5 protein-coding genes are annotated in these 3520 nt (G+C 54.9%); all 5 read right to left on the bottom strand.

Going from position 1 to position 3520, the window contains the following annotated elements; genetic code table 11:
- Window positions 1–1254: asparagine synthase (glutamine-hydrolyzing) (gene asnB / locus QCH34_RS09035; RefSeq protein WP_300333097.1), on the bottom strand; the 1254-nt coding region annotated here is incomplete at its 3' end.
- 31 nt (window positions 1255–1285) lie between these two features.
- The gene (locus QCH34_RS09040; protein WP_300333100.1) at window positions 1286–1723 is read right to left on the bottom strand and encodes a carboxymuconolactone decarboxylase family protein; all 438 of its coding nucleotides are present in this window, start codon (window positions 1721–1723) and stop codon (window positions 1286–1288) included.
- 6 nt (window positions 1724–1729) lie between these two features.
- Window positions 1730–2668, bottom strand: a complete 939-nt coding sequence (locus tag QCH34_RS09045; protein WP_300333102.1) for a methanogenesis marker 7 protein — start codon at window positions 2666–2668, stop codon at window positions 1730–1732.
- Window positions 2665–3249 carry a methanogenesis marker 17 protein gene (locus QCH34_RS09050; protein ID WP_300333105.1) on the bottom strand — a complete coding sequence of 195 codons (585 nt, stop codon included), beginning with the start codon at window positions 3247–3249 and terminating at the stop codon, window positions 2665–2667. The genes QCH34_RS09045 and QCH34_RS09050 overlap by 4 nt, the downstream gene beginning before the upstream one ends.
- Before the next feature lie 6 nt (window positions 3250–3255).
- On the bottom strand, window positions 3256–3520 hold a 265-nt coding region (locus QCH34_RS09055), incomplete at its 5' end, for a BadF/BadG/BcrA/BcrD ATPase family protein (RefSeq protein WP_300333107.1).

The following is a 3520-nucleotide window of genomic DNA, read 5'->3' on the forward strand; positions in this document are numbered from 1 at the left end:
CGGGAGGTGCCGCCTGAGGGCATGGAACCATGCGGTGATTGCAGCAAGCGGTTTTCCAGATGCCCAGAGCTCCTTTCCAAGCGAGGGGAGATACCCGATATATCCGGCAAGCTCCTCATCCGCACCCTGCCCGTCGAGGACGACTTTCACATGGCTGCTTGCAGCCTGCATCACACAGTACTGGGAATAGCAGGTGAGTGAGCCAAACGGCTCGTCCATCATGTAGAGGAGCCTGGCGAGATCTTCCTTCAGGCAGGCGCCATCCGGGAAGATCCGATCGTTTGATGCCCCGGTCGCATCAAGGATGATATTCATATACCGGCTCTCGTCAGATGCCGGATCATCGAAGCAGGCAGAGAAGGTCTTCTGCCGTTCGCCGACACTTTCAGGCGATTCCCTTTTGATCAGGCGGTTGATCAGGGCTGTCACCGTGGATGAATCGATCCCGCCGGATAGGCATGTACCAACCGGGACATCTGATCTGAGCCTGAGCCTGACCGCATCCTCAAGCAGTACAAGGAGCTCTTTTGGGGCGGCTGTATTGATCTCATCTGTTGAAACTGTCTCGGAACTCACGGTGAGCTTGAAATACCGTATTGCCTCTCCTGCTCCCTTTGGCGAGACGGTGATGAAATGTCCGGGCGGGATCTGGAATACCCCTTCAAACATCGTCTTTTCAGTGTGATCGTGAACCCCCCATGCGAGGAATGTCCGTACCATCTCGTCATCGGGCCTCCTCCCGACCTCAGGGTGGAGGAGAAGTGCCTTAATCTCGGATCCAAACAGTATCCCGCCGTTTATCGGCGCATAATAGAAGGGCTTGATCCCAAAGCGGTCACGGGCACAGAATAGGCTTTCATCATGGGTATTGTAGATGGCAAACGCCCACATGCCATTGAACCGGGAGAGGCAGTCTGCACCCCACTCCTCGTATGCATGGAGGATCACCTCGGTATCCGTCTCTGTGGAGAACCGGTGGCCGCTTCGGATCAGCTCAGCTCTCAACTCGATATAATTGAAGATCTCCCCATTATAGACGATCCAGAGGGTACCGTTCTCATTAGCCATCGGTTGGATGCCTGAATCAGAGAGGTCGATGATCTTTAAGCGGCGATGGGCGAGCGAGACCCTCCCCGATGTATAGATGCTCCCGCCATCAGGTCCCCTGTGCCTGAGGATCTCGCTCATCCTCCTGACCAGATCCTTGTCAGGGGATCCGGATCCAAAACGGTAATCGCCAGCTATTCCGCACATGAGAGAACCTCGGGAAAGTATATGGGATGGATCACTCTTTTTTCTGCTTCTTTGGAACCCCGGAGAGATCGCATGATGCATCGCAGGATCCGTTTACGACCCGGTATGCATCTGCCAGTACTGCGGCATTGGCGAGGAGTCCTGCGATCAGCACCGCCTCCAGGATCTCCTCCCGTGTTGCGCCTTTGGACTGGGCTGCCCGCATGTGGTACTCGACACAGTGGCTGCATTTCAATGCTGCACCAACAGCCATGCTGATCAGTTCGACCACTTTTGGATCGAGTTGGGAGAGCTGCGTGACTGAGCCTTTGTAGAGGAGATGTGAGATGAGTACCTCGGGCTTCTCGCTCATCCGCTGGAATATCAGGGGGACTGTGCCATACTCCTGCTCGATCTGTTCAAGCCAGCACCGTGCGGTCTCCTCTGATCCATCCTCTTTGATATGCTGAATAATATCCTCGAAGTCCATCTCCATCTACACCACGATATGAGTCTCTGAAAAAGGTTTGATCTGTACCAATATGTAATCACGCATTCGTGATGGTGAAATCCATGCGGTATCGCCGATCGTCACATCCTCCTCAACAGGAAGCGATCTGATAGTATCATGATACCGATCAAAAGGCAGTTTTATCCGAAGTCCGGTGAGCTGGACGGTGACCGGTGTCGGGGAATAGACCTGATGAATATCGGGTATTCCGTCTTCGATCACCTCTTTCAGCCGTGCGGGAGAGACCGAGAGGGGGTCATGGGCGATCTCGTCCCGGATCTGATTTAATACCCGTGCAGTCTCTTCGACGACCGCATCAAGCCGTCCGATATCCGCTTCGGTCCGTGTCCTGTGCATGAACCTGCCGAGGTTGCCGACATAGCCTGCTGCCGGGGGATCGGTGATCCGTTTCAGTGCCTCGAGCGGGGGTGCCCCGGTCAGGATGATCGGGACATTCACGCCCCGCCTGAGCCCGTTGAACTTCTGCTCGATACAGGTCTCGAAGTTGCCGAGGACATAGATGGCAAGATCGTGTTCATTGATCACATCCCGCTCCTCATCATTCAGCTGTGAGATCCGCTTCCCAAACCCGCGTGCCAGGCCGACCATATTCGTCTTGGCGCCGACAGTCCTGAGATACTCGGCAATATCGCAGGCGGAATGGGGGAGGTGATGGATCTCAAGGCTCGGTATGACGACGGCTATCTCACAGCCGACAAGCGGCGACTCGGCCACCTCTCCGGCGAGCGGCTTTGTGAATGCGGTGAACCGTCCGATATCATCTTTTGGGATGAATGCCTGAAGCACCATCTCCTGTGCCATCTCATGTTTCTGGACGATGTATCCGCCGAGATCCTCGATATAGTCAATAACCTCGTCATGCCGGTACACCCCGCCCGTATAGGTGATCGGAACAAGGATCATGCCATCTCCTCCCCGATCAGCTTAAACTGTGCAGATACCAGATCCCCGACGACATGTTCGGGGAGCGTATTCTCACTTGCAGCATAGAAGAACTGCCGTTTTCCATAGGATTCCCTCCGTACTTTAAAGCCCTCGGGTGCGATTACGGTCATCGCGTAGATTAAGTCACGGAGCACGGTATCGGCACGGTTTACGATCTCGATCTTCTCGAAATCCTCTGGGATCTCCACATCCGAGATGATGATGGTGAACCGATCGGGCTGATCGACATTATCATGCCCGAAGATCTCGTAGAGGCGGGTGAGGAATTGTGCGAGATAGGTCTCGTCCCGGATGGAGATGACTGTATCATTCCCCTGCACCTGGATCGATCCGATATCAGAGATCCGGACGGCAGCACCCGCATCCCGGATCGTTCCGACAGCAACAAAGATCGGTATCCTCGGATCGATGAAGATCCGGAGTTTTGAGATGACCGCTGTGAGGTTGTGGTCTGAGAGGACGGTCTCGGTGATCTGCTTGTAAAAATCCCGGCCTGTCTCTTCAAAACATTCGACCTCAAACGCATCCAGCAACGTCATGGCAATTCACTCCTTCTTCCTGTCAACAAACCCGGATGCAAGGAGTGCGGCTCCCGTGGCACCGATATACTGCGAGTGGTGCGGAACGACGATCTCGGTCTGGAGGAGCTCTCCCATTGCCCTGACAAGACCCTGGATCAGCGAAGTACCGCCAACCATGATCACCGGCTCCCGGATATCAACCTCCTGAAGCTGCTGTTCGAAGACCTGCTCGGCAACCGAGTGGCAGGCAGCTGCTGCTACATCTTCGGGTGTGCTGCCTGCTGCAAGG

It is taken from the genome of Methanocalculus sp. (genome assembly GCF_029762515.1).
Classification (GTDB): Archaea; Halobacteriota; Methanomicrobia; order Methanomicrobiales; family Methanocorpusculaceae; genus Methanocalculus.